At 60.5% G+C, this 23,884-nt stretch carries 24 protein-coding genes, 1 tRNA gene and 2 pseudogenes; 19 read left to right on the forward strand and 8 right to left on the reverse strand.

Going from position 1 to position 23,884, the window contains the following annotated elements:
• Nucleotides 1-21 precede the first annotated feature (21 nt).
• The 3 genes and pseudogenes from H3028_RS17770 to H3028_RS21660 form a co-directional block, all read right to left on the reverse strand.
• Nucleotides 22-621 carry an exopolysaccharide biosynthesis protein gene (locus H3028_RS17770; protein WP_181298548.1) on the reverse strand — a complete coding sequence of 200 codons (600 nt, stop codon included), beginning with the start codon at nucleotides 619-621 and terminating at the stop codon, nucleotides 22-24.
• A 316-nt stretch (nucleotides 622-937) separates the two neighbouring features.
• Nucleotides 938-1,150: pseudogene (locus H3028_RS21335) on the reverse strand (general stress protein); the annotation flags it as partial.
• Nucleotides 1,151-1,159: 9 nt separating this feature from the next.
• Nucleotides 1,160-1,249 (reverse strand): annotated as a pseudogene (locus H3028_RS21660) (KGG domain-containing protein); the annotation flags it as partial.
• 435 nt (nucleotides 1,250-1,684) lie between these two features.
• On the opposite strand from H3028_RS21660, the gene H3028_RS17780 reads away from it, so the two are divergent.
• The 6 genes from H3028_RS17780 to H3028_RS17805 all read left to right on the forward strand — a co-directional run bounded on the left by H3028_RS17780 (nucleotide 1,685) and on the right by H3028_RS17805 (nucleotide 7,411).
• Nucleotides 1,685-1,855 (forward strand): hypothetical protein, encoded by a 171-nt coding sequence (locus tag H3028_RS17780; RefSeq protein WP_181298550.1) that lies wholly within the window; start codon nucleotides 1,685-1,687, stop codon nucleotides 1,853-1,855.
• Nucleotides 1,856-2,395: 540 nt separating this feature from the next.
• Entirely contained in the window at nucleotides 2,396-4,063 is a 1,668-nt protein-coding gene (locus H3028_RS17785) for a cyclohexanecarboxylate-CoA ligase (protein WP_181298551.1), read from the forward strand.
• Between the two features lie 35 nt (nucleotides 4,064-4,098).
• Nucleotides 4,099-4,866, forward strand: a complete 768-nt coding sequence (locus tag H3028_RS17790; protein WP_181298552.1) for an SDR family NAD(P)-dependent oxidoreductase — start codon at nucleotides 4,099-4,101, stop codon at nucleotides 4,864-4,866.
• Between the two features lie 13 nt (nucleotides 4,867-4,879).
• Nucleotides 4,880-5,662 carry an enoyl-CoA hydratase-related protein gene (locus H3028_RS17795; protein ID WP_181298553.1) on the forward strand — a complete coding sequence of 261 codons (783 nt, stop codon included), beginning with the start codon at nucleotides 4,880-4,882 and terminating at the stop codon, nucleotides 5,660-5,662.
• A 58-nt stretch (nucleotides 5,663-5,720) separates the two neighbouring features.
• Complete coding sequence (aliB, locus tag H3028_RS17800; protein WP_181298554.1) at nucleotides 5,721-6,860, forward strand: cyclohexanecarboxyl-CoA dehydrogenase; 1,140 nt, start codon at nucleotides 5,721-5,723, stop codon at nucleotides 6,858-6,860.
• Nucleotides 6,861-6,910: 50 nt separating this feature from the next.
• Nucleotides 6,911-7,411, forward strand: a complete 501-nt coding sequence (locus H3028_RS17805; protein ID WP_181298555.1) for a MarR family winged helix-turn-helix transcriptional regulator — start codon at nucleotides 6,911-6,913, stop codon at nucleotides 7,409-7,411.
• Between the two features lie 34 nt (nucleotides 7,412-7,445).
• Here the strand turns inward: H3028_RS17805 and H3028_RS17810 are convergent, their stop codons facing one another.
• From H3028_RS17810 to H3028_RS17820, 3 genes are all read right to left on the reverse strand, one after another.
• The gene (locus tag H3028_RS17810) at nucleotides 7,446-8,633 is read right to left on the reverse strand and encodes an MFS transporter (RefSeq protein ID WP_181298556.1); all 1,188 of its coding nucleotides are present in this window, start codon (nucleotides 8,631-8,633) and stop codon (nucleotides 7,446-7,448) included.
• Between the two features lie 162 nt (nucleotides 8,634-8,795).
• Nucleotides 8,796-9,698, reverse strand: a complete 903-nt coding sequence (yedA, locus tag H3028_RS17815; protein WP_181298557.1) for a drug/metabolite exporter YedA — start codon at nucleotides 9,696-9,698, stop codon at nucleotides 8,796-8,798.
• Between the two features lie 110 nt (nucleotides 9,699-9,808).
• The gene (locus tag H3028_RS17820) at nucleotides 9,809-11,038 is read right to left on the reverse strand and encodes a Xaa-Pro peptidase family protein (protein WP_181298558.1); all 1,230 of its coding nucleotides are present in this window, start codon (nucleotides 11,036-11,038) and stop codon (nucleotides 9,809-9,811) included.
• A gap of 160 nt (nucleotides 11,039-11,198) precedes the next feature.
• On the opposite strand from H3028_RS17820, the gene H3028_RS17825 reads away from it, so the two are divergent.
• From H3028_RS17825 to H3028_RS17850, 6 genes are all read left to right on the forward strand, one after another.
• Nucleotides 11,199-11,759 (forward strand): cupin domain-containing protein, encoded by a 561-nt coding sequence (locus tag H3028_RS17825; RefSeq protein ID WP_181298559.1) that lies wholly within the window; start codon nucleotides 11,199-11,201, stop codon nucleotides 11,757-11,759.
• 236 nt (nucleotides 11,760-11,995) lie between these two features.
• A complete protein-coding gene (locus tag H3028_RS17830) occupies nucleotides 11,996-13,597 on the forward strand; it encodes an ABC transporter substrate-binding protein (RefSeq protein WP_181298560.1) in 1,602 nt (533 codons plus the stop codon).
• A gap of 183 nt (nucleotides 13,598-13,780) precedes the next feature.
• Entirely contained in the window at nucleotides 13,781-14,791 is a 1,011-nt protein-coding gene (locus H3028_RS17835) for an ABC transporter permease subunit (RefSeq protein WP_181298561.1), read from the forward strand.
• 13 nt (nucleotides 14,792-14,804) lie between these two features.
• Entirely contained in the window at nucleotides 14,805-15,716 is a 912-nt protein-coding gene (locus tag H3028_RS17840) for an ABC transporter permease subunit (RefSeq protein ID WP_181298562.1), read from the forward strand.
• A 61-nt stretch (nucleotides 15,717-15,777) separates the two neighbouring features.
• A complete protein-coding gene (locus tag H3028_RS17845) occupies nucleotides 15,778-16,809 on the forward strand; it encodes an ABC transporter ATP-binding protein (protein ID WP_181298563.1) in 1,032 nt (343 codons plus the stop codon).
• On the forward strand, nucleotides 16,796-17,794 hold the full coding sequence (locus H3028_RS17850; RefSeq protein ID WP_181298564.1) for a peptide ABC transporter ATP-binding protein: 999 nt from the start codon (nucleotides 16,796-16,798) through the stop codon (nucleotides 17,792-17,794). Before H3028_RS17845 ends, H3028_RS17850 begins: the two co-directional genes overlap by 14 nt.
• 92 nt (nucleotides 17,795-17,886) lie before the next feature.
• Here the strand turns inward: H3028_RS17850 and H3028_RS17855 are convergent.
• Nucleotides 17,887-17,976, reverse strand: a tRNA-Ser gene (locus H3028_RS17855).
• 128 nt (nucleotides 17,977-18,104) lie between these two features.
• Here H3028_RS17855 and H3028_RS17860 point away from each other — a divergent pair.
• From H3028_RS17860 to H3028_RS17890, 7 genes are all read left to right on the forward strand, one after another.
• On the forward strand, nucleotides 18,105-18,773 hold the full coding sequence (locus tag H3028_RS17860; RefSeq protein ID WP_181298565.1) for a Bax inhibitor-1/YccA family protein: 669 nt from the start codon (nucleotides 18,105-18,107) through the stop codon (nucleotides 18,771-18,773).
• An 88-nt stretch (nucleotides 18,774-18,861) separates the two neighbouring features.
• Complete coding sequence (tusD, locus tag H3028_RS17865) at nucleotides 18,862-19,254, forward strand: sulfurtransferase complex subunit TusD (protein ID WP_181298566.1); 393 nt, start codon at nucleotides 18,862-18,864, stop codon at nucleotides 19,252-19,254.
• A complete protein-coding gene (gene tusC / locus H3028_RS17870; protein ID WP_181298567.1) occupies nucleotides 19,254-19,613 on the forward strand; it encodes a sulfurtransferase complex subunit TusC in 360 nt (119 codons plus the stop codon). The genes tusD and tusC overlap by 1 nt, the downstream gene beginning before the upstream one ends.
• Nucleotides 19,613-19,915: a sulfurtransferase complex subunit TusB gene (gene tusB / locus H3028_RS17875; protein WP_181298568.1), complete on the forward strand. Its 303-nt coding sequence runs from the start codon at nucleotides 19,613-19,615 to the stop codon at nucleotides 19,913-19,915. Before tusC ends, tusB begins: the two co-directional genes overlap by 1 nt.
• Nucleotides 19,912-20,247, forward strand: a complete 336-nt coding sequence (locus H3028_RS17880; RefSeq protein WP_181298569.1) for a TusE/DsrC/DsvC family sulfur relay protein — start codon at nucleotides 19,912-19,914, stop codon at nucleotides 20,245-20,247. The genes tusB and H3028_RS17880 overlap by 4 nt, the downstream gene beginning before the upstream one ends.
• Entirely contained in the window at nucleotides 20,244-21,227 is a 984-nt protein-coding gene (locus H3028_RS17885; RefSeq protein ID WP_181298570.1) for a glycosyl transferase family protein, read from the forward strand. Before H3028_RS17880 ends, H3028_RS17885 begins: the two co-directional genes overlap by 4 nt.
• Nucleotides 21,228-21,314: 87 nt before the next feature.
• Nucleotides 21,315-22,313: a glutathione S-transferase family protein gene (locus tag H3028_RS17890; protein WP_181298571.1), complete on the forward strand. Its 999-nt coding sequence runs from the start codon at nucleotides 21,315-21,317 to the stop codon at nucleotides 22,311-22,313.
• 56 nt (nucleotides 22,314-22,369) lie between these two features.
• On the opposite strand, the gene cysG is transcribed toward H3028_RS17890, so the two are convergent.
• Entirely contained in the window at nucleotides 22,370-23,767 is a 1,398-nt protein-coding gene (gene cysG / locus H3028_RS17895; protein WP_181298572.1) for a siroheme synthase CysG, read from the reverse strand.
• Nucleotides 23,768-23,884 lie beyond the last annotated feature (117 nt).

Here is a 23,884-nt window from a genome sequence, read left to right on the forward strand (position 1 = left end):
GAGCGAGATGGCGCCTCCTGGCTAGCCCATCACGCCCGCGCCGACCAGCACAAAGGCGCCGACCGTAATAATCAGGCCGAGTACGATCAGCAGACCATCCTGGGTCGTAATGCCAAGGCCGAACAGCGCGATCGCAGAAAACGGAGCGGTACTGGCAAACGGCAACAGCTCCAGTGGCGGTACAGAAGTGGCCAGCAACACACATAGCACTGCGAGCACGCGAAGAAACCCCTGGCTGACGGCCCAGTTGAGACGCGTGCGACTGATCTTGTCCAGCCAGCGAATCACCGGTCGAATCTTGTTCAGGCCCTTGTCGAGCTTCTCACCGCTGACCGAACGCTTGCTAAGGAAGCCCGGAATCCAGAAGTGATCGCGCCCGAACAGCATCTGGATGGCAAATAGCGCAACGATCAGCGCGAGCATCGTCGGTACGCCAGGGACGCCGCCAATGGGGCTGATCTCGATGATCGCAGGGACGAACAGGAAGGGCCCAAAGCTACGCTGCCCAAGGCTATCCTGCATATCGCTGACGTGCACCCTGTCCTGGTCCTTACCGAGATCGATGATCCCATCGATTACCTGCTCCAAACTTCCTTGCTCATCCTGCTTGGCCTCGGCCATTGGAGGTCCTCCGCGTTGCGAGTGATATCAGGCATTCGGATGCTGTTCCGAAGCGTCGTACGTAACGGAGCCCGAAGAGCTGGACTCGTTCCCTCCACTCGCGATTGACCAGACCAACCAGAAGCGTGTACCTCACCTAGCGGTTGGTTGAACACGCCGCTGCCTTGTTTAATTACCCAAACGAGAAACGCGCACAGGAATGTGAATAAGCAGACTCAATCATCAACAAAGAAAAATTGATAAGTAACAGATAATAAAAAGGCGGAACTCGATAATCGAGTTCCGCCCTTACCGATGCTAGCGGTACGCTAGTTCATCAGGAGCTACGGCCACCGCCGTGGCTGTTCTGGCCGCCCTTCTTACCGGCTTCGGACGCCTTCTCGCGATCGTTGGCAAAGTTGCCACCGCTGTTTTGGCCACCTTTCTGCCCGGCTTCAGATGCGCGCTCTGGATCGTTGGCAAAATTACCGCCACTGTTGTGGCCGCCTTTCTGGCCAGCTTCAGATGCGCGTTGCGGATCGTTGGCAAAATTGCCGCCGCTGTTGTGGCCGCCCTTCTGCCCAGCTTCGGAAGCCTTCTCGCGATCGTTTGCAAAGTTACCCGGATTTCCGCTCTTATCATTCGACATGAGATCTCTCCAGTTACATGGTGGTGCTAAGAAACAATGGCGACTGCATTACAACCGCCTCACTATCTCCGAAAGCCATATGCAGAAGATGGTTCGAAAATTATTTGCACTTAACGATGAGCGGTTGATTAACGCCCAGCCTATCTCTCAATGTTATATATATTGCCATATACCGCTGGCCAGATGATTGCAGTTCAATAGCAACGAAACGGTAGTTTCAACAACGACAAGCCTTAGATACTTCTATTACTGAAGCGCTTCATTACACAGCGTCATAAGGCCTGCCGCTCGTCCGCCCAGCGGGGCCTGAATTCGTTGTCAACAAGCTGTAACTCATCCTAGGCAATCTCAGCTCTATGGAAAGCCGCGACGGCTAGCGCAGGGATGCGCGCCCCCAAAGACCACCAACCACTCGATCGAGCTATTGGAGGCCGTATGAGCAGCAAGACCCTGGAAAATCTGGTGAAGCAATCCGACCTCAGCGCCAAACAACCGCTCGAGTTCTGGAGGCAGCTGCAACGTGGCAAGGGCAACTACCGGCCCAGTGCGGCAGCGCTGGCGAGACGCGCCTCGATGGACCTCGGAATCTGCGCGGCCGCACGATAGCTGCGTTCTCGTCTTTGTGCAGAAGCGCCGCTGCGGAACCTGCCACAGCGGCGTGGCGGTGACCCCGACGGGGGATCGCTTTACTCAATCCTGCCTGCCTCCTTCTGATCACTGCAGCTAAATTCGCATGCGGCAGCCGACGCTCGAAATTCACGCGCCTGATTCAACCTCATTCCGATGCCTGAATTGACCGCTCCCTTGCTCGTCTTCAGCGCTATTTCCGAGTAACGGCAATCTACGCCGCGATCTGCAAGCCCCACGAATTTCCGTCGGCGCCACGCGACTCGCCCGTCCGCACCGCTAGGCTTCTTCGCCCCCCATCGTGCGGGCGGTCAGACACGCTTCAACCCCAGTCCCTACCCACTGCGCGAGCAATATGCGAAGCAGCATTTCGGCTGCAGCAAAGTCTTGCCATCGCAGCATTAACGTAAAGACGTTGACACAGTTGGCTGTGAGAACCTATCTTCAATCCCGCGACCTGACGTCTCCTTCACCACTACAACTACAAAACTAAACCCAACTAATAAGGTGTATGAGCATATGAACATCACCGCAACGGTGTCAGGCGAGCGCCGCGCCTCCATGATCGAATCCGGCGCCTGGAATGACATGATCATTACGGACCACCTTGATCAGGCGGTCTCCAGCATGGCCGACGCCCCTGCCCTCATCTCGTATCGCGTCAATCAGAATGAGCGACGCTCTCTCAGCTATTCGGAGCTGGATCAGGTGGTTCGACGCATGGCGGCCTGTCTGGCTTCATTGGGCGTGAACAAAGGCGAGGTAGTGTCCTGCCAGCTTCCCAACTGGTGGCAGATGACCGCGCTGCACCTCGCCTGCGTCCGCATCGGCGTGGTGTTCAATCCGTTGATGCCGATTTTTCGCGAACGTGAGCTGCGCTTCATGCTCAGCCATGCTCAGAGCCGTGTGCTGGTCGTTCCACAGTCATTCCGCAGTTTCGATTACGCCGCGATGGTGGATGGCCTGCGTGGTGAGCTGCCGGCACTCAGCCATGTACTGGTGATCGACAGCGATGATGAAAGCCGATGCTTCCAACGTGTATTGCTGGACCGTGCCTGGGAAGAGGAAGTCGACACCGACGCGCTGTTCAATGAGCGGCGACCTGCCGGCGACGATGTGGTGCAGCTGCTCTACACCTCCGGCACCACAGGCGAGCCGAAGGGGGTCCTGCACAGCAGCAATACGCTTTGGAGCAACATCCGCCCCTATGCCGAGCGACTGCATCTGGGCAGCAATGACATCGTCTTCATGGCCTCACCGATGGCCCATCAGACCGGCTTCCTCTACGGCCTGATGATGCCCATATACCTAAAAAGCGTCGCTGTGCTGCAGGACGTCTGGGACCCGGCCTTCGCCGTCCAGGTCGCCAAGGCCGAGCGGCCTACCTTTACCATGGCATCGACGCCGTTTCTGGCCGATCTGATCGAGATCGCGCCACAGTATCCCGAAGAGCTGTCGTCGCTGCGCATTTTCGTTTCCGCTGGCGCGCCGATACCGGGCGCGTTGGTTGAACGCGCCGGTGCCGCGATCAACGCCCGAATCGTATCCGCCTGGGGCATGACCGAGAACGGCGCGGTGACCATGACTCGCCCCGAAGATGACCCGGAGCGGGCCATCAACAGCGACGGCGTCGCCTTGCCTCACATGGAAGTACGCGTCGTCGATGAGAGCGGTGCAGAGGTTCCGCAGGGCACCGAGGGCAATCTCCTGGTGCGCGGCGCCAGCTTATTCATCGGTTACCTGAAGCGCCCGGATCTTTACGACGTGGATGAGCACGGCTGGTTTCCTACCGGTGACCTGGCGCGCATGGACGCCCAGGGCTACATCCGCATCACCGGCCGCACCAAGGACGTGGTAATCCGCGGCGGCGAGAACGTGCCGGTAGTGGAAATCGAAAACCTGCTCTACAAGCATCCGGCCATTTCGGCGGTGGCCCTGGTCGGATGCCCCGATGCACGCCTGGGCGAGCGCCTTTGCGCGTACGTGACACTGCATGAAGGCCATCGATCGCTGAGCCTTCAGGAGGTGGTCAGCTTCTTGCTCGAACAGCAGCTGACCCGCAACTACCTGCCCGAGCACCTCGAAGTGCTGCCGGCGTTGCCACGCACGCCGTCGGGAAAGATCCAGAAATTCAAACTGCGTGAACAGGCCAAGAGCATCAGTCTCGCGGCGGCGAAGCCTGCTTGAGCGCCACGTCCAATTGCATTCCCTGGAGAACCGATATGAAGGGCTTATCTGGAAAAACCGTGATCATTACCGGCGGTGGCGGCGGCATTGGCCGTGCCCTGTGCCTGCGTTTTGCAGCCGAAGGCAGCCGTGTCGCCGTCCTCGACCGTGACGCGGCGGCCGCGCAGACGACCGCCGACCTCATCGCCGAAACCGGTGGCAAGGCGATGGCCTTCGCCGCCGACATCACCGATTACGCCGCGATCGTCGAGACGGTAGGCAAGGTGCAGGACGAACTGGGCGTGCCGACCGTACTGGTTAACAACGCCGGTTTCGATCGCTTCATGCCGTTCCTGAAGACCGAGCCCGGCATGTGGCAACAGCTGATCGACATCAACCTGACCGGCGCACTCAACATGCACCACGTGGTACTGCCCAAGATGCTCGAAGCCGGCGGCGGCAAGGTGATCAACGTTGCTTCCGATGCAGCCCGTGTCGGCTCCTCCGGGGAGGCGGTCTATGCCGCCTGCAAAGCCGGCTTGATCGGGCTGTCGAAAACCCTGGCTCGGGAGCTGGCGAGCAAGAACATCAACTTCAACGTGGTCTGTCCCGGCCCCACCGATACCGCATTGCTGAAAAGCGTGGCAGCGACCTCGAACAATCCGGAAAAGCTGCTTGAGGCCTTCAAGAACGCCGTACCCAAACGCCGCCTTGGCCAACCGGAAGACTATCCCGGGATCGTCTGCCTGCTCGCCAGCGACGACGCCGATTTCATTACCGGGCAGGTCATCAGCGTGTCCGGCGGCCTGACCATGGCCGGCTGAACAGGAGATCACCATGAACTATGAAGACATCCTCTACACCGAAGCCGATGGCGTCGCGACTATTACCATCAATCGTCCCGAGCGCTACAACGCCTTCCGCGGCCAAACCTGTATGGAGCTGCTCGACGCATTCAACCGGGCCGGCTGGAACAAGGCCATCGGCGTCATCGTGCTTACCGGCGCAGGCGACAAGGCATTCTGTACCGGTGGCGACCAGAGCGCGCATGAAGGCCAGTACGACGGTCGTGGCCTGATCGGCTTGCCGGTCGAGGAACTGCAGAATCTGATTCGCGAAGTGCCCAAGCCGGTCATCGCACGGGTTAATGGTTTCGCCATTGGCGGTGGTCACGTGTTGCACGTGGTCTGCGATTTGAGCATCGCCGCGGAGACAGCCGTTTTCGGCCAGGTTGGGCCGAAGGTTGGCTCGGTCGACCCAGGCTATGGCACCGCCTATCTGAGTCGGGTCATCGGCGAGAAACGCGCGCGCGAGATCTGGTACCTGTGCCGCAAGTACAGCGCCCAACAGGCGTACGACTGGGGCTTGGTCAATGCCGTGGTACCCCACCAAGAACTCGATGCGGAAGTGAGCAAGTGGTGCGACGAAATCCTGGAAAAGAGCCCTACCGCCCTCTCCATTGCCAAGCGTTCCTTCAACGCCGACAGCGCCAACATCGGAGGCATCGGCGGGCTCGGCATGCAGGCTCTTAGCCTGTACTACGAAACCGATGAAGCCAAGGAAGGCACGGCGGCATTCAAGGAAAAGCGCAAACCGAACTTCCGCCAGTTCTACAAGTAACCCTGACCATGAGGGGGCGGATGATCCCCCTCGATACTGGCTTTGGCTGGAGAACATGATGAACTTCGCCTTCAATGAGCAACAAAGCGCCATTCGCGATAGCGTCGCGCGCTTCAGCACCGAGGTGCTCAAGCCCAGCTACCGCCGTCGTGAGCGCGAAGGGTTCATCGAGCGGCCCTTGATCCAGCAGATGGGCGAAATGGGCCTGCTCGGTGGCGAACTGCCGGACATATTCGGCGGTAGCGGCCTCGATTGCGTTACCACCGGGATCATCATCGAGGAAACCTCTCGTGGCGATTTCAATGTGGGCTATATCCCGTTATTGGCCTCACTCAACGGCCAGATCATCGCCCAGCACGCCTCACCCGAACTGGCACGGGAATGGCTCGGTGAGATCACCGCCGGGCGCAAGCTGGTGTGCATTGCGCTGACCGAACCCGGTGGCGGCTCGGATGCGGCGAACCTGCGGCTAAAGGCCGAGCGCAGCGGTGATTGTTACATCCTCAACGGCGAAAAAACTTCAATTTCCATGGCCGACCAAGCCGACGTGGCGGTGGTGTTCGCCCGCACCGGAACCCAGGAGTCACGGGCCAGCGGCATCAGCGCCTTCCTGGTCCCTATGGATCTCGCGGGCATCAGCACCACTCGTTTCGATGACGCAGGCCAGCGCTGCATCGGCCGTGGCTCGATCTTCTTCGATAACGTCCGGGTAACCGCCGACCATCGCCTCGGCGACGAAGGCAAAGGCTTCAAGCAGGTCATGCAGGGCTTCGATTACAGTCGCGCGTTGATCGGGCTGCAGTGCCTGGCCACAGCGCAGCAATCACTGGATGAAACCTGGCAGTGGCTGACCGAGCGCGAGGCCTTCGGGCAGAAGCTCGCGGCGTTTCAGGGCCTGACCCACCCGCTCGCCGAATACCAGACCTACGTTCAGGCCGCCCGCCTGCAGTGCTATTACGCGCTTTGGCTGAAGGACTCAGGGCAGCCTCACAATGCCGAGGCGGCGATGAACAAATGGTGGGGCCCGAAGCTGGCATTCGATGTGGTCAAGCAATGCATGCTCGCCCACGGACATACCGGCTGGGGCGAAGACCTGCCCTTCTCGCAGCGCATGCGCGACGTGCTAGGGCTGCAGATTGGTGACGGCACGGCGCAGATCATGAAAAATATCATCGCCCGCGAGTGCATCCCCCGATGACCGTATCGGTTGCCGACCGGCTGCGCACCGCCACCCCGCAAGGAAATCAGATGACTGCGATCGAAACCAAGAGCATTCCCAACCGGCTTTTCTTCCGGTTGTTTCAGACGGGTAACGTGTTGCAGCGGCAGGTGCAAAAGGAAATGGGCATCAGCACCGTGCAATGGGCCGTGCTGGGCGCGCTGTCGCGCCCCGGCTACGAAGACGGGATTTCCTTCAACCAGCTGACCGAGTATCTGGTGGTCAGCCGTCAAAGCCTGGATGGCGTATTGAAGCGTATGGAGCGGGACTATCACGTGGAGCGAGTGCCGCATCCCGACGATGGTCGTGCGCGACTGGTGAGGCTGACCGGTCAGGGACATACCTACTGGGATGCACTGCAGCAGCGCATCTACCAGTTCTATGAGCAGGGCTTGAAGGGTTTCAGTTTCGACGACAGCGTCAACTTCCTGCATTACCTGAGCAAGCTGCAGACCGACCTTGGCAGCATCGCGCTGGACCGCACCGAGGCACCAGCCGAGTCGTCCTCGGAGCCCGCCACCGAGCCATGACCTCTGCCGAACGGCACTGTGCGCGTTGTGCCAATCAACCTTCGGCCTTGCGCTCCTGTTTGAGCAGGGTCCAAACAATCGCAAGACCAGCCGCCGCCACTAGCGCTGCGCCGAGGAAGATACTCTGCATGCCGATATAGACGGCCAGCGCGCCCATGATCGCGCCGGACAACCCCAGCGCCAGATCGAAGAACATGGCAAAAACGCTGAGTCCCGAGCTACGGTTGACGGCCCCGACGCGAGACACCACGCCCACACCCAGCGCCGGATACAGCAAGGACAGCCCGCACCCGGTCAGGGCCGATCCGGCCAAAGCGATGCTCGGCGCCTCGGCAAGCCAAAGCATCGTCAGGCCGAGTATCTCCACTACCAGACAGACGACCGCAACCGAATAGCCCCCGACACGGTTGATCAGGTTAGGGAGCAGCAAGCGTGTCCCGATAAAGGCGAACGCAAAAGCCGTCAGGCACCAGGCAGCGCCGTCCCACCCGCGTGCGTCGTAGTACAGCGCGATAAAAGCGGTCAGCGTCCCGTAGCCGATGGTGGCTAGGGACAGGCTGAGGCCAAGCGGAGCGACCTTCCATAGCACCTTGCCGAACGGCAAGCGCTCGCCGGGGTTGAGCGGCGCGTCGCCTCGGCGCCAGGCCAGAGCCAATCCGGTCGCAGCCAGCAACATGGTCACCACACCCAGACTCCACAACCCCAGCGATTGCGACAAGAAAACGCCCAACGGGGCGCCAATACCGACCCCGCCATAAGCGGCCACGCCGTTCCAGGAAATCATCCGCGCGGTGCTTTCCGGGCCCAACCGACTGATGCCCCAGCTAATCGCCGAGATGCCGATAAGGCTCTGCGCGAAGCCAAGAATCAACCGGCTCGCCAGCATTACACCGATGCTCGCCATCGGCGAGGATTCAAGCAATGCCGAGATCAGCAGTAGCAGCCCGCTGGCCAGGCCGGACGCCATGCCGATCAACACGGTTTTTTTCGCGCCCCGCTCATCTGCCAGCCGCCCTGCGAGGGGGCGGCAAAGCAAGGTCGTCAGGTATTGCGCACCGATAACGATACCGGCGATGGCTGTGCTGAAACCCAGACTTTCATGGATATAGCCAGGCAGCGATGCCAGCGGAATACCAATGGAGATGAACGAGATGAAATTGAACACCACCAACGAAAGGATGAAGAAGGTGTCGTTGGCAGCAGGTGTTTTGGCAGCGGGCATCGGTTCGCCTGTGGATGTGACTGTACGCGGATGAGATGGCGTGCCGGATCAGCGAAGCTCAGGTAAAGACGAGGAGCATGCGCCCATGCCCGAACGATTCTGAGATCTTGCCAAAGCAGGACTCATCATACAACCGCAGCGGAGCCGGCAGGGAATGGTGATTCAAACTGGCTCCGCATCGCCCGTAACAGCTGGTCTACGCCACTGAGGCAAACCGATCAGCACAACAGCAGATACGATGACCGTCATTGCCAGCCACTCTTCGGTACCAATCCGCTCTCCGGCAAAGGTGATGCCCAACAGCACCGCGACCACCGGGTTGACGTAAGCGTAGCTGGTGGCCGCCGCGGGTCGAACGTGCTTGAGCAGATAGAGATAGGCACTGAAGGCGACGATTGAGCCGAGCAGCGTCAGATAAGCAAGAGCGAGCCAGCCCGCAAGATCCGGCATTTCCTGCAGGCGCTCACCGCTTGCAGCGCTGCCGAGCAGCAGGACCGCGCCGCCGACGAGCATCTGCGCCGCGCTGGCCATGGCGCCACCTGGCAGGCTGAGATGGCGGCTCCACATCGAACCGAACGCCCAGCTCGCCGCCGCAAGCAGTACCAGTACCGCACCCAATGGGCTCGCCTGCAGGTTGTGACCGAGATTGAGCAGACCGATGCCGATCAACCCAAGCAGAATGCCGCCCCACTCCAGCGCCGTGGTCCGCTGCCCCCAGATCAGCCCGAACAGCAGCGCGAACAACGGCACGGTCGCAATTGCCAGCGCGGCCACGGCCGACGCCACGCCGAGATGCTCGGCGACCGTCACACCACCATTACCGCAGCTGAGTAGCAGAAAGCCGACGATCGCGCACGACCGCCATTCGTTCGCCGTGGGCATCGGCACACCGCGCCAGCGCAGCCACGCGAACATCAGGCCGCCCGCAATGACGAACCTCAGCCCGGCCAGCAGCATTGGGGGCCAGGCCTGCACCCCCAGCTTGATCACGAAGTAGGTTGAACCCCAGATCAGATAGAGCGCAAGAAAAGCGCCCACGAGGAGCAGCGGAAAGCGCGAAGGCATAAGACAAGCCCGAACGGGACGATGAATCAGTGATTCTAGACAGCCGAAGAATGGAACGATAAGCACAGTCAGGTATTTGTTTGGCGGTGCAGTTGATGCACCCAATCTCCTTAGCGTGCCAAGCCGAAGGGATCGTCCACGCTGTGGCTCGGTTCGGTGAACCAGCGCGGGCCAGCCTCACTCATGTAGAAGTGATCTTCGAGACGAATGCCGAACTCACCGGGTACGCAGATCATCGGCTCGTTGCTGAAACACATTCCAACCTCGATGGGCGTCTGGTCACCGCGTACCAGATACGGACTTTCATGAATGTCGAGACCGATGCCGTGGCCCGTGCGGTGCGGCAACCCAGGCAACTGGTAATCCGGGCCCAGGCCACAGGCTTCGAGCGCGTCGCGTGCAGCCGCGTCCACCTCTTCGCAGCGGGTGCCCAACTGCGCTGCGGCGAAAGCGACCAGCTGCGCCTCCTTCTCGAACGCCCAAAGCGCCCGCTGACGCTCGTCCGGCTCACCGAAAACGTAGCTGCGCGTAATGTCCGAAAGATAACTGTGCACGCGACAGCCTGTGTCGATAAGCACCATGTCGCCGCGCTTGAGCGCCTGGGGATGCTTAACGCCATGTGGGAAAGCGCTCGCCTGACCAAACAGAACGATGCAGAAGGTTGATCCAAGCGCGCCTACCTTGCGATGGGCCTGATGGATGAACTCAGCCACCTCAGTGGAGCTGATCCCCTCGCGAAGAATGCTCGCCGCGGCCCTGTGCACCTCAAGCGTCATATCCTTTGCACGTTGCATCAGCGCAATCTCGGCTGCCGATTTACGCTGCCGGCAATAGCCTGTAACGGCGCCTGCATCGGTGAATGCATAACCGGGGTCCAGCATCCGTAGGCCGTCGAACATGAAGAACGGCAGCGAAGAGCACAAACCAATTGTCGGACGCGCGCCAGGGTTCGGCCCGATGCCCATGCGCCGGAGGCAGCTGAACAGCAGGCGGTACGGACTCTCGTGCTCCTGCCAGCTGTTGACTGCCCCTTCGACCGCCATGAAATCCCGGATAGTGCCCTCTTCGAAGGCTGGCGCTAGGTATTCAATATCCCCACTCGCGGGAAGGATGGCGCCCACCATGCGCTCGCTCGGGCTCCAGCGCACCCCGGTGAAATATTCGAGATTACTGCCGGCATTGAGAAAGATCGCTTCCAGACCCAGGTGCCGCATGCGCATCTGGGCGTTGCCGATACGCATCCGGTATTCGTTCAAGGTTATCGGCTCGACCCCACCGAGCATATTCCGCAGGCGACCAAGCGCCTCTTCCGCGGTAGTGCCACCGACACCGATCGTCATGCGCGTCTCCAACTGGACCTGATTGAGTCGCCAAATTTAAGTACAGCTTAAATTTTCATGCAAAGCTTTTCTTCGCTGGGCAATGCAACGGCCGAACGAAGGCTGGCACGATAGCGTTGCGCTGGCCGTATACTGGCCACTTTAACCACGGGCGAATCCCATGACAGTTGATCGCATCGGTGAGCGCCTGCGCCGTCACAGGCGTGCCGCCAAGAAGACATTGAGTCAGGTCGCGAAGGAATCCGGTTTGACCGCCAGCTTCCTGTCCCAGGCCGAACGCAACCTGACCGGCGTATCGATTTCCTCGCTGGCAAACATCGCGAAATCGTTGGGTGTGCCGCTCAATTCGCTATTTGATCAGCCCAGCCAGGCCCAGCCTGATTCACACCAGGGCGAACGCGTACGCTACACCATCGAGGGCCAGCCGCTGGCCTACGAGCGCCTGTCTACGAGCTTTCCAGGCAACCTGTTGAACGCCGTCAAGGTCAGCATGCCGGTTGGTTACCAGTCCGAGCTCATCTCCCACGAAGGCGCCGAGTTCGCCTATGTGCTTTCAGGAAGAATCGTCTATACCGTCGATGGCCGCGATTACCCGCTGACCAGTGGCGACTCGATCCACTTCGATGCGAGCAAGCCCCACCACCTGGCCAATGTCGGCAATCAGATCGCCGAAGTGCTGACGGTGACGACCATGGGACTGTTCGACGATCTCGCTCGTTAACTGGCGCCGGCTTCAGCCGCGAACCGGGCCAACCTGTTTCAGCAATGCTTAAATCAGGTTGACCGAATTTTCAGTATGACTTAATTTCGGCCCAGGCTAAGGCGGTGCATCTGGCACCGCAGCCAGCAGTGTTCTGCGCCAAGCGGGCAACACCCCATGGCGAAACCGGCGTGCAGTCAGACACTGTCAGGTCCACGAGACCGACCCTCGTCAAATAAAAAGAAATGAGGTTTTGCATGCGAAACAACAGTGCTATCCGAGCTTTGCTCGCCGCCGGCTTGATCCTCGGCTCCCCTCTCTCCTTCGCAGCCAGCAACTTGGTCTATTGCTCCGAAGGCAGCCCTGCCGGCTTCGACCCCGGCCAGTACACCACCGGCACCGATTTCGATGCAGCCTCAGAAACGGTATTCAACCGTCTGGCCCAGTTCGAGCGCGGCGGTACCCGTGCCCTTCCCGCTCTCGCCACGAAGTGGGAGGTTGCAGAGGATGGTCTCAGCTATACCTTCCACCTGCGGCCCGGCGTCAGCTTCCACACCACCGATTATTTCAAGCCGACCCGTGAATTCAACGCTGACGATGTGCTGTTCACCTTCCAGCGCATGCTCGACAAGGAGCAACCGTTCCGCAAGGCCTACCCCAGCGAGTTCCCCTACTTCACCGACATGGGAATGGACAAGAACATCGTCAGCGTGGAAAAGCTCGACGATCTCACCGTGCGTTTCAAGCTCAACCACGTGGATGCCGCATTCATTCAGAACCTGGCGATGAATTTCGCCGCGATCCACTCCGCTGAATATGCCGACCAGCTGCTTAAAGCCGGCAATAGCGCTCAGATCAACCAGAAGCCGATTGGCACCGGCCCGTTCGTATTCAGCCGTTATCAGAAGGACGCGCAGATCCGCTTCAAGGGCAACAAGGACTACTGGAACCCGGACGACGTGAAGATCGACAACCTGATCTTTGCCATCACCACCGACGCCTCAGTACGTGCACAGAAGCTACGCGCCGGCGAATGTCAGCTCACCCTGAACCCGCGTCCAGCGGATCTCGAAGCGCTGCAAAAAGACCCGAACATCCAAGTACCCAGCCAGCCTGGGTTCAACCTCGGTTACATCGCCTACAACGTCACCCACGAGCCGCTCGGCAAGCTCGAAGTGCGCAAGGCGCTGGATATGGCGGTAGACAAAAATTCCATTATCGAGGCGGTCTATCAGGGCGCGGGGCAACTGGCGGTCAACGCCATGCCCCCGACCCAGTGGTCCTATGACGAGAGCATCGAGGGCACCGCATACAACCCTGAGAAGGCCCGCGAACTGCTCAAGCAGGCCGGAGTCGAGAAAGGCACCGAAATCACCCTGTGGGCGATGCCGGTGCAGCGACCCTACAACCCCAACGCCAAGCTCATGGCCGAGATGATCCAAGCCGACTGGGCCAAGATCGGCATCAACGCTCGAATCGTCAGCTACGAATGGGGTGAGTACATCAAGCGCGGCCATGCAGGCGAACACGACGCCATGTTGATTGGCTGGACCGGCGACAATGGTGACCCCGATAACTGGCTGAACACGCTGTATGGCTGCGATGCAGTGGAGGGGAACAACTGGTCGAAGTGGTGCGACGCCGAATACGACAAGCTGGTCAAGCAAGCCAAACGTATCACTGATCAGGACGAGCGTACCGAGCTGTACAAACAGGCTCAGCAGATCATCCAGCAGCAGCTGCCGATCACACCCATCGCGCATTCCACGGTCTACCAGCCGATGCGGGATAGCGTGACGGGCTTCCAGATCAGCCCCTTCGGCCGCAACTCCTTCTACGGCGTGGAAAACCAGCGCTAGCGCGAATGCGGCAGGCAGACCCTGCGATCTGCCTGCCGTTACGGGTTTAGTTCTCCCTTCCTTCGCTGCCACCGTACAGCTAATCGTCCGCGGCCAGGGCGCAGGCCAGGGCGCCACGCTGTGCTCGCAGCCAGAAACCGGCGGCGCTCTGCGTGGCCTAGCTTGAGCAGGAGTCTTCCCAAGATGTTCAGCTTTATCGCACGCCGGCTGGGTCTGTTGATCCCGACCTTCTTCGGCATCACCCTGCTCACCTTTGCGCTGATTCGCATGATTCCAGGCGATCCGGTGGAAGTCATGATGGGCGAGCGTCGCGTCGATCCAGAGATGCATGCGCAGGCCATGGAGCGCCTCGGCCTGAACAAACCGCTTCACCTACAGTATCTCGACTACATCGGGAAGCTCGCACAAGGCGATCTGGGTGAATCGCTGCGCACCCGCACCAGCGTCTGGAAGGAATTCACCACGTTGTTCCCGGCAACGCTCGAGTTGGCGTTAGCGGCGCTTATCATTGCCGGAACCCTAGGTGTTCTGGCAGGGGTCATGGCAGCACTGAAACGCGGCTCACTGTTCGATCATGGCGTCATGGGCGTGTCGCTGGTTGGTTATTCGATGCCGATCTTCTGGTGGGGGCTGATCCTGATCATGTTCTTCTCGGTCGGCCTCGGCTGGACGCCGGTGTCGGGGCGCATCGATCTGTTTTACGACATACCACCAGTGACCGGATTCATGCTCATCGACACGCTGCTCAGCGATGAGGAAGGCGCCTTCTTGGACGCCCTCCATCACATGATCCTGCCCGCGATCGTACTCGCGACGATTCCGCTGGCAGTCATTGCCCGGATGACCCGATCGGCGATGCTAGAAGTGCTGCGTGAGGATTACGTGCGCACCGCACGCGCCAAAGGCTTATCGCCGAAACGGGTGGTGTTCGTGCACGGCCTGCGTAATGCGCTGATTCCGGTGCTGACCGTTTTCGGCTTGCAGATCGGTACGCTGTTGGCCGGAGCCGTGCTCACCGAGACCATCTTTTCCTGGCCAGGCATCGGCAAATGGCTGATCGAGTCCATCGGCGCACGCGATTATCCAGTCGTGCAGAACGGCATTCTGCTGGTCGCATGCCTGGTTATCCTGGTCAATTTCACCGTGGACATTCTCTACGGCCTCGCCAATCCCCGTATTCGTCATCAGCGCTAAGGAGGCCGGACGCATGAACAGCATCGAGACCCTGCCGGCAGCCGAACCGACCACCTTTTACCCATCGCCATTAGGCGAGTTCTGGAACGCCTTTCGGCGTAACAAAGCCGCCCTGGGTGGCTTGGTTTACATGTTACTGCTGGTCGCCTGTGCCTTGTTCGCCCCGGCGCTAGCACCCTACGACCCCAGCGAGCAGTTCCGCGACTTTCTGCTCACGCCGCCCGCCTGGCAGGAAGCCGGCACGGCACAATTTCTTCTCGGCACTGATGAGCTGGGCCGCGACATGCTCTCGCGCCTGGTCCACGGCGCACGCCTGTCGTTACTGATCGGGCTGGCCTCCGTCGTCTTTTCGCTGATCCCGGGGATTCTTCTGGGTCTGTTGGCTGGGTTCTCTCCGACCGGGCTGGGGCCGTTCATCATGCGCCTGATGGACGTCATGCTGGCCTTGCCCTCACTGCTGCTTGCAGTCGCCATTGTGGCGATCCTCGGCCCGGGCCTGATCAACACGATCTTCGCCATCGCCATCGTGTCTTTGCCCTCTTATGTGCGTCTGACGCGCGCCGCCGTGATGACCGAACTCAACCGAGACTACGTCACCGCCTCAAGCCTGGCAGGCGCCGGCACCCTTCGGTTGATGTTCATCAGCGTGCTGCCCAACTGCATGGCACCGCTGATCGTCCAGGCCACGCTGAGCTTCTCTTCAGCGATCCTCGACGCTGCCGCGCTGGGCTTTCTCGGCCTCGGCGTGCAACCACCCACTCCTGAGTGGGGCACGATGCTGGCCTCGGCACGGGACTATATCGAGCGTGCCTGGTGGGTGGTATCGCTGCCTGGCCTGGCAATTCTGCTCAGCGTGCTAGCCATCAACCTGCTAGGCGATGGCCTGCGCGATGCGTTGGATCCGAAATTGAAGAACGCGGCATGAGCATACATTCGATGCCTGTTCCAACGCCGCAAATCCATCGACAGCCAACGGAGACACAGTCATGAGCTTGCTGGAAATCCAGAACCTCAGCGTACGTTTCGGCGACGGTGGCGCACCGCCTGTCGTTGACGGTCTCGACATCAGCGTCGATAAGGGCGAAGTGCTGGCCATCGTCGGTGAATCCGGCTCCGGCAAATCGGTCACGATGATGGCCTTGATGGGGCTGGTCGATGCGCCAGGCAAAGTCGCTGCCGACCGCCTCCGTTTTGCCGGGCAAGATCTGCTGACGCTCAAGGGCCGACAGCGCCGTCGACTGATCGGCAAGGACCTGGCAATGGTTTTCCAAGACCCGATGACAGCGCTCAACCCCAGCTACACGGTGGGCTTTCAGATCGAAGAAGTGCTCCGCCAGCATCTAGGACTCAAGGGCAAGGTCGCTCGACAGCGTGCGCTTGAGCTGCTTGAACGCGTGGAGATCCCCGGTGCCGCCAGTCGTCTGGATGCCTTTCCCCACCAGCTTTCCGGCGGCATGAGCCAGCGCGTGGCGATTGCCATGGCCATCGCCGGGGAGCCACAGCTGCTGATCGCCGACGAGCCCACTACGGCACTCGACGTAACCATCCAGGCGCAGATCATGGAATTGCTGCTGAGTTTGCAGCGCGACCAGAACATGGCACTGATCCTAATCACCCATGATCTGGCAGTGGTGGCCGAAACGGCTCAGCGCGTCTGCGTGATGTATGCCGGCCAGGCGGTCGAGACCGGGCGCGTGCCGCAGCTGTTCGACACACCTGCGCACCCCTACACCGAGGCGTTGCTGGCCTCGATCCCCGAGCATTCGAGCAGCCGACGATTGGCGACGCTGCCGGGCATCGTTCCCGGTCGCTACGACCGTCCTGCCGGATGCCTGCTGTCGCCGCGCTGCCCCTACGCACAGCCGCGCTGCCAAGAGCGTCCGGCGCTGGAGCCGTATGACCGAGGCGAAGTACGTTGCTTCTATCCACGAAACATAACGCGGGAGGAAACGCCGAATGTGCTGCCCGAGGCTCAGCGTCAGAGCCAGCGGCCAGGAGGTATCCATGCCCACCACTGAGCAAGCCACTGGCAGCGTACTGTCCGCGCGCGAACTGACCCGTCACTACGATATATCCCGCGGTTTGTTCAAACCCCACGCCACGGTTCGAGCGCTGAACGGGGTTTCCTTCGAGCTCGGATCCGGGGAGACGCTGGCCGTTGTCGGCGAGTCCGGCTGCGGCAAATCCACCCTTGCTCGCGCCCTGACGCTGATTGAGGAGCCCTCCTCCGGCTCGCTGCAGATAGCCGGCCAGGAAGTCTCTGGCGCCAACAAAGCCCAGCGTAAACAGTTGCGTCGTGACGTGCAGATGGTGTTCCAGAACCCCTATGCCTCACTGAATCCACGGCAGAAGATCGGCGATCAACTGGCCGAACCGCTGGTAATCAATACCAAGCTGTCACGCAGCGAGCGCCGCGACCGGGTCCAGACGATGATGGAGCAGGTCGGGCTGCGCCCCGAGCATTATCAGCGCTATCCCCACATGTTCTCCGGCGGGCAGCGCCAGCGTATCGCCCTGGCCAGGGCGATGATGCTCAACCCCAAAGTGCTGATCGCTGACGAACCTACCTCGGCACTGGATGTGTCAATCCAGGCGCAAGTGCTGAATCTGTTCATGGACTTGCAGGAACAGTTCAACGCAGGCTACGTGTTCATTTCTCACGATCTTGCCGTGGTCCGCCACGTAGCCAATCAGGTACTGGTGATGTATTTCGGCAGCCCGATGGAGATGGGCCCCGCCGAACAGATTTATACCCACCCGCTGCACCCCTATACCCAGGTGCTGCTGGCTGCGACGCCGAGTATCCGACCCGATCCGTCGAAGGTGAGAGTCAGGGTCAGCGGCGAACTACCCAACCCGCTCGACCCGCCCGGCGGTTGCGTCTTTCATACCCGTTGCCCGCACGCCACGGAACGTTGTCGCGCCGAAGTGCCAGTGTTCCGGCCGCTCGATGGCCGGTGGGTGGCTTGTCATTATGCGGGGGAGGTTGGGGAGCGGCCTTAGCTGCTGGGAACAATATGGGAACACTCACGCCCGCATTTCCCTACCTCAGAAATGCTGAAAGCCCCGGAATACGGGGCCTTCAGTTCGCGATATGGCGGAGGAGGTGAGATTCGAACTCACGGAAGAGTTTCCCCTTCGACGGTTTTCAAGACCGTTGCATTCAACCGCTCTGCCACTCCTCCGCAGAGAGCGGGCGCAATAGTACCGGAACGAAACACACTGTCAAACTCTGTTGTTAGGCTGAAACAAAAGCTCTGCTATGATCCGGGGCAATTCACCTCAGGCTGAATTCATTTACAGGAGTGTCGCCATGCTCAAGCAACAGTACGCATCTACGCACACGCAGGTTGAACAACAGGAAGTCAGCCGCGTTCTGCGCAACACCTACGGTCTTCTGGCCATCACCCTGGGCTTCAGTGCCTTGGTCGCCTACATGGCGATGCAGGCGAACGCAGCCTACCCCAATATTTTCGTGGTGCTGATCGGCTTCTACGGTTTGTTCTTCCTGACCGTCAAGCTGCGCAACTCCGCCTGGGGCCTGCTTTCCACCTTCGCCCTGACCGGCTTCATGGGCTATACGCTCGGTCCGATCCTCAACATGTACCTGGGCACCGCCAACGGTGGTGAACTGATCGCCTCCGCGCTGTCGATGACGGCTCTGGTATTCTTCGGGCTGTCGGCCTTCGTGCTGATTACCCGCAGGGACATGAGCTTCCTCAGCGGCTTCATCACTGCCGGTTTCTTCGTCCTGCTGGGCGCCATGGTCGCGAGCTTCTTCTTCCAGATCAGTGGCTTACAACTGGCAATCAGCGCCGGCTTCGTGCTCTTCTCGTCGGTCTGCATTCTCTATCAGACCAGTGCGATCATTCACGGCGGCGAGCGCAACTACATCATGGCCACCATCGGCCTGTACGTTTCGCTGTACAACCTGTTCATCAGCCTGCTGCAGCTGATGGGCATCATGGGCGGCGACGACTGATTGCCACCCAATGAATGAGCCCGCTTCGGCGGGCTTTTTCGTTTTTGAAGCTGGCGTATCATGTAAGCCAGCAATTCAACGGTGCCCCATGAAATTCGTTATCGCCCTGTTCTCTCCCGCCCACTCTCCTGCTTCGCGACGCGCCTTGCGCTTTGCCGAGGCGGTGCTGGCCGATGGGCACGAGATCGCCCGACTGTTTCTCTACCAGGACGGTGTACATAGCGCATCGGCCAATACTGTGAGCGCGCAGGACGAACTCGATATAGCTCAGCAATGGAGCCAGTTCGTCAGTCATCACCGGCTGGATGGGGTGGTGTGCATCGCCGCCGGCCTGCGTCGTGGCGTGCTGGACGAGCAGGAGGCGAAGCGCCATCAGCGCCCGGCTGCGAACCTTGCGCCTGGCTGGGAGCTGTCCGGGCTGGGCCAACTGCACGAAGCCAGCCAGCAAGCCGACCGTCTCGTGTGCTTTGGAGGCCACTGATGGCTCGCTCAATGCTGATCATCACCCGCCAAGCGCCCTGGTCCGGACCCTCGGCGCGCGAGGCACTGGACATCGCTCTGGCCGGAGGCGCTTTTGAGCTCCCTCTCGGGCTGCTGTTTCTCGATGACGGCGTGTTCCAGCTGGCACCTGGGCAGCAGGCGGCGCACCTGCAGCAGAAAGACCTGACAGCCAATCTGCAGGCATTGCCGATGTTCGGCGTCGATTCGTTATTCGCAGCCAGACGCAGCCTCAGCGAGCGGGGGCTGGACGAGACAGCACTACCGCTTCAGGTCGAGGTGCTCGACGATGCCGCTCTTAGCGCCCTTATCAACCGCTATGACCATGTGATTACCCTCTGATGGCGACCTTGCACCTGCTTTCCCACTCCCCCTTTGCCGACGGCCGCCTGGCCAGTTGCCTGCACCTTCTGGGCGCCGACGATGCCCTGTTACTCAGCGGCGATGCTGTCTATGCGCTGCAGAACGCAACCACCCAACGCCAGGCACTTGAGCTGATGCCGGACAACATTGCCCTGTTCGCGCTGGAAGAAGACATCGTCGCGCGCGGCCTGGGCGATCTGCCCGAACGCTTGCAGCAGGTCGACTATCCGGGCTTCGTGGAGCTCTGCTGCCGGTACGCACGGACGAATGCCTGGTTATGAACGCGCTGATGGTTAACGGCACAGACGTGGCTGTGGATCAGGAGGGTTTTCTGATCGATCTCGATGACTGGAGCGAGCCGGTTGCCGAAGCACTGGCCGAAGCGGCCGGACTCGCTCTCGATACTGAACACTGGGAGATTCTGCACCTGCTGCGCGAGTTCTATCGCGAGTTCCAGCTCTCCCCCGCAACGCGCCCGCTGATCAAATACACCGCGCTGAAACTCGGCCCGGAAAAGGGCAACAGCATGCACCTCAATCGCCTATTCAAAGGTACGCCTGCCAAGCTTGCCGCAAAGCTGGCGGGCTTGCCGAAACCGAGCAATTGCATATGAGCCTCGTCACGCCGTCCGAACACCCTTTCGCGGTCTTCGTCCGTATCCTGGGTAAGGGCAAGCGCGGCGCTCGCGACCTGACCCGAGAGGAAGCCCGCGAAGCCATGGGCATGCTGCTCGATGGCAAGACCGAAGAGACCCAGCTCGGAGCCTTTCTTATGCTGCTGCGGCATAAGGAAGAAAGCGCCGAAGAGCTTGCTGGCTTCACCGAGGCCGTACGCGAGCGATTGCACGCTCCGCCGATCGCCGTGGATATCGATTGGCCTACCTATGCCGGCAAAAAGCGCCATCTGCCCTGGTACCTGCTCGCAGCCAAATGCCTCGCACAGAACGGTATTCGCATCCTGATGCACGGCGGCGGGGCCCATACGGCCGGACGGATGTACACCGAACAGCAACTCCAACTACTGGGTATCTCCCACTGCGAAGACTGGGACAGCGTCTCCGCAGTGCTGGATAGCACCAACCTTGCATTCACGCCGCTGGGCGCCTGGATGCCAAGGCTGCAGCGGATGATTGATCAGCGCAACATTCTTGGCCTGCGCTCGCCGATCCACTCGCTGGCGCGCATCCTCAATCCGCTGGGTGCACGTTGCGGCCTGCAAAGCATCTTCCATCCCGGCTACCAGGCCAATCACCGCGAAGCCAGCCGCCTGCTTGGTGACACGGCCATCGTCATCAAGGGCGAAGGTGGCGAGATCGAGGTTAACCCGGACGGTGTCGCACACCTGTACGGCGCCATCGCTGGCGAGGCCTGGGACGAGGACTGGCCGGCCCTGTCACCGCAACGCCATGTGAAGCCCGCACAGCTCGACCCGCAGCAGCTGCTCGCCGTATGGCGCGGAACTGCCGAAGACGCCTATGGTGAACTGGCTGTGGTGGCGACCATGGCTCTGGCATTACGAGGCCTTGGGCGGTCGCGCGAGCAGGCGTTCGCCGAGGCACGACAGCATTGGGAACGGCGCAACTCATCGAGCTAGGCGATGGGTTTGACCGGGGATTGCGACCCATCCATCGAACTATCCCTCATAGACTGAGCCCTAACCTGAAAGCGTGAGGAGGCAGATATGGGGCTCTTGGTCGACGGGCAATGGCAGGATCGCTGGTATGAGAACAGCCGTGACGGCGAATTCCAGCGCGAGCAGGCACAACGACGCGACTGGGTGACGGCAGACGGTTCGCCCGGCCCGGACGGTCAACAGGCCGCCAAGGCCGAGGCCGGACGCTATCACCTCTATGTCTCGCTCGCCTGCCCCTGGGCGCACCGAGCGCTCATCTATCGCAAACTCAAGCAACTCGAACCGCTGATCGACGTGTCGGTCGTGAGCTGGCTGATGGCCGATCATGGCTGGACTTTCGATAAGCACACCGGTTCCAGCGGTGACGCACTGGACGGTTTGCAGTATCTGCACCAGCGCTATACCCGTGACGATGAGAACTACACCGGCCGCGTCACGGTGCCGGTGCTCTGGGATCGCCAGCAGCAACGCATCGTCAACAACGAGTCGGCCGAGCTTATCCGCATTTTCAACACTGCGTTCGATGGTTTGACCGGCTCGACCCTGGACCTCTACCCTGAACCACTGCGTGCCGAGATCGATGCGCTCAACGAGCGGATCTATCCGCGGGTAAACAACGGGGTTTATCGCGCCGGATTCGCTTCCACGCAAAAGGCCTATGAGGGCGCGTTCGACGAATTGTTCAGCGAACTGGACTGGCTGGATCTGCGTCTCGGCGAACGGCGCTACCTGACGGGAGAGTATCTGACCGAGGCGGACTGGCGATTATTCACCACCATAGTTCGCTTCGATTCAGTCTATTACGGTCATTTCAAATGCAATCTGCGACGAATCGAGGATTACCCCGATCTGTCTAATTGGCTGCTTGAGCTGTATCAATGGCCTGGGATCGCCGAAACCGTCGACCTCACCCATATCAAAAGCCATTACTACGCGAGCCATCGCCATATCAATGCCAACGGCATTATTCCCAAGGGGCCGGAGCTGGGACTGGATCGTATGCACGATCGCGAACGGCTACCTGGCAAGGGAATCTGGTCACGCTGATTGCCAACAGAGGCATTCGCAGCGGCGCTGCTGCGAATGCACGCGGAGCGCTGCGTCTATTCAGTCTCGGTATCGCCGCCTTCGAACCAAGCGAGCTTCTCTCGCAACTGCACCACCTCACCGACGATGATCAGCGTTGGTGCCTGCACCTGCTCGCTGGCGACACGCTCGGCCAGATTGGCAAGCGTTCCGGTAAAAACCCGCTGATGGCTGGTGGTGCCTTGCTGGATCAGCGCGGCGGGCGTCTCGGCACTGCGGCCATGAGCGATCAGCTGCTGGCAGATGACTGGTAGCCCCACCAAGCCCATGTAAAAAACCAGGGTTTGGCTGGGCGCGACCAATTCCGACCAGGGCAGATCGCAGCTGCCATCCTTCAGGTGGCCCGTGACGAAGCGGACCGATTGCGCATGATCGCGATGGGTCAGCGGAATGCCGGCATAGGCTGCGCAACCACTGGCGGCCGTAATGCCGGGAACGACCTGGAATGGCACGTCATGGGCGGCCAGCTCTTCGATCTCTTCGCCACCACGACCGAAGATGAAGGGATCACCCCCTTTGAGGCGCAGCACCCGCTTGCCCTGCCGGGCCAGTGTCACCAGCAGCTGGTTGATCTGTTCTTGGGGGACGGCGTGGTCGGCGCGCTGCTTGCCGACGTAGATCCGATCAGCATCACGGCGACACAGATCGAGAATGGCCGGCGCGACCAAACGGTCATAGAGCACCACGTCGGCCTGCTGCATCAGGCGCAGCGCACGAAAGGTCAACAGGTCTGGATCGCCGGGGCCGGCACCGACCAGATACACCTCACCGAGGCTCTTCAATGATGCGCCGGAGAGTTTTTCCTCCAGCAGCCGCTCAGCCTCATGCACCCGCCCTGTCATTGCCCGCTCGGCAATGTTGCCTTGAAAGACCTCCTCCCAGAACACCCGCCGCTGCTGCACGTTCGGCAGCTTGGCCTTGACCTGACTGCGAAATTTCTTCGCCAGACCGGCCAGTTGGCCGTATACCGCCGGCACCCAGGTTTCGATGCGTGCACGCATCAGACGCGCCAGAACCGGCGCATCGCCACCCGTGGATACCGCAATCATCAGCGGCGAGCGATCGACGATCGCCGGAAAGATAACCGTGCATAACTCAGGGGAATCCACCACGTTAACCGGCACGCCGAGCGCTTTGGCATCTTGCGACACCTGTGCGTTCAGCAGCCCGTCATCGGTGGCGGCGATCGCCAGCACGCAGCCGCTCAAGTCGTCGTGGGCGTAGCCGCGCATGAGCGCCTGCCCTCCGCCCTGCTCCACCAGTTCGATCAGTTGTGGCTCGATTTCAGGCGCCACGACACGTAATACCGCACCGGCCTGGGACAGCAGGCGCGCCTTGCGCAATGCGATATCGCCGCCGCCGACGACCAGCACTGCGCGACCCTTGAGGTTGTGGAACAGCGGCAGAAAATCCATCAGCGAATCCTGGTGACCAAGAAAGATTGGACCATCTCAACCATTACGCTGCAGAGGGCCCTTGTCGGTAAACAAGGAGTCAGGATAGTGCCAGCAAGCAGCCCGTTAGGCGGCAAT

This window comes from Pseudomonas sp. Q2-TVG4-2 (genome assembly GCF_013620795.1).
Taxonomy (GTDB): domain Bacteria; phylum Pseudomonadota; class Gammaproteobacteria; order Pseudomonadales; family Pseudomonadaceae; genus Stutzerimonas.